Genomic DNA, 1917 nt, shown 5'->3' with positions numbered 1-1917 from the left:
CCGCCCTGCTGGGCGGGACCGGGCATCGGCGGATAGAGGAGGGGGTACCTGGGTCACGCCTCTGCGACTTGGAGCAGCCAGCTGACCGGGATGTCGTCCTCAGTGTCGGTAGCGCTCTTCTTGACGCGGCTGATGGCGACCTTCTGCGTATTCGCCGGGAGTTTCGCCCCAGTATGGACGCGGCCGCCTGCATGCAAGACGTCCAGGTTCTTGTCGGGGCTCCAGCTGGTGCCGTCGTGCCACTTCACCTTGATCCGTGCATCCCCCCAGGCGGCGCCGAAGCTGATCCACAGGTCGCCCGACCAGCCGGCCTGGTTGGCCATCGGGACGGACACGACGATGCCGTATTTGTAGTGGATGAGCCCGCCGCTCTCAGTGAACGCGAAGCCGGGGGGAATCTCGCCGGCCTGGAAGTCCGCCGCCATCAGTACTCCTTGTCCGTCACTGCTCCGGTGCCGCGGGAAGCGACACCGCACCGCAGCCCGCAGACCACGGCACGAACCACGCTAGGCGCGCATTCGGAACCCTCCTCAACTTCACACGACAAACAATCAGTTGAGGGGTAGTGCAAGCTTGCCCAGCTCCTCCGCTCCCCTACTGCGCCCCGGGGAGCGGCTGACCTTTTCGGCCGCCGGCCGGGGCCTAGGGTCTGCTGCGGAAGCGGATCTTGATTGTTGCAGGCCGACGTCCTACGGATGAGTGATCGCGTTCCAGCCACAGCTCCAGCGCGCCGCTTAGCGGATGGGCGATGCCCTGGCCGGCCTCAGACTCGGAGACGTTCAGCTGTCGCTCACCATGTCCGTTATGAATAGTGCAGGGTTGGAACACCGCATCTTCACCAGTCGGACGGCGGTGTGGAGGCGGCGGAGTACCGGGTGTGGGTGCGGGCCCCTGAGCATGTGCGGCCGGTCGACGGCGTCGACTACGACCAGGTCGTCACCGAGTGGCTTGAGCCGACGCCATCGGTCGTGGGCGAGGTGCTCGGGGAGCGCCGGCCTTCGGGGTTGGTGCTCCAGCAGATGCGCGGCGAGCGCGGCCCGGCCGGAAGCGTTTTGCACGCGCCGGACTGTGACGAGGCGCCGCAGGGCGCGCCGCTGCTCGATCTGAAGCGCGCCCTAGACCTCGCCGGCTTGTTTACCCTGCTGGGCATCTGCGAAGCGCTGGACGCGGTCGGCATCAGGTCTCCATCGCCTGTCCGGACTCTCGCCGGTGCCGCCATCGAGCGGGTGGGTCTGCAAGCCACTGCGGAAGTGCGCGGTGGCCGTAACGATTCCTTGAGGTCAGGCGACGGCGGGTGGGCCCGATGCGGGCCGTCCCGCCGTCGCAGGAGCCCTCGTTCGGGGCCAGGGGTGTTACCAGTTCTGGCGGGTGGGGGAGATGATCAGGTCGTTGACGGTGACGTCGGCGGGCTGGTCGAGGGCGTAGACGACGGCGTCGGCGATGGACTCGGGGCTGATGGCGATGGTGTTGAGCTCCTGGGCGGCCTTGCGTCCGGCGGGGTCGGTGACCTTGTCGGCCCAGCCGGTGTCGATGACGCCGGGGCTGATGGTGGATGCCTTGATGCCCTCGTGGACGCCGAGTTCCTTGCGCATGGACTCGGTCATGGCCTGTACGAAGAACTTCGTCGCGCTGTAGACACCGGCGCCGTCGCCGACCTGGTGGCCGGCCACCGAGCCCATGTTGAGGATGTGGCCGGACTTCTGGCGGAGCATCACGGGCAGGACGGCGTGGACACCGTTGAGGTAGCCGCGGATGTTGACGTCGAGCATCCGGTTCCAGTCGTCGAGCGCGAGGTCCTTCCAGTACGAGAAGAGCATCAGGCCGGCGTTGTTGACTAGGACGTCGATGCGCCCGTAGGTGGCGACGGTGAAGTCGGCCAGCGCCTGCATGTCCGCGGCGTCGGCGACGTCGGTGAGC

General features: G+C 67.4%; 2 protein-coding genes. Both read right to left on the bottom strand.

Annotated features, from left to right (window positions below; translation table 11 throughout):
* Window positions 1-53: 53 nt before the first annotated feature.
* Window positions 54-425: a hypothetical protein gene (locus ACFTZL_RS44425; protein ID WP_382596210.1), complete on the bottom strand. Its 372-nt coding sequence runs from the start codon at window positions 423-425 to the stop codon at window positions 54-56.
* Between the two features lie 927 nt (window positions 426-1352).
* Window positions 1353-1917 (bottom strand): SDR family oxidoreductase (locus tag ACFTZL_RS44420; RefSeq protein ID WP_382596208.1); only part of this gene is annotated, 565 nt, incomplete at its 5' end.

This window comes from Streptomyces sp. NPDC056948 (assembly GCF_042674225.1).
GTDB lineage: Bacteria > Actinomycetota > Actinomycetes > Streptomycetales > Streptomycetaceae > Streptomyces > Streptomyces purpurascens.
Note: the sequence above shows the minus strand (reverse complement) of the source record. Positions and strands in the feature narration are given on the sequence as shown.

What these genes read in the sequence shown, in the direction of transcription:
- ACFTZL_RS44425 (WP_382596210.1), bottom strand. Translation starts at nt 425, where the DNA reads ATGGCGGCGGACTTCCAGGCCGGCGAGATTCCCCCCGGCTTCGCGTTC.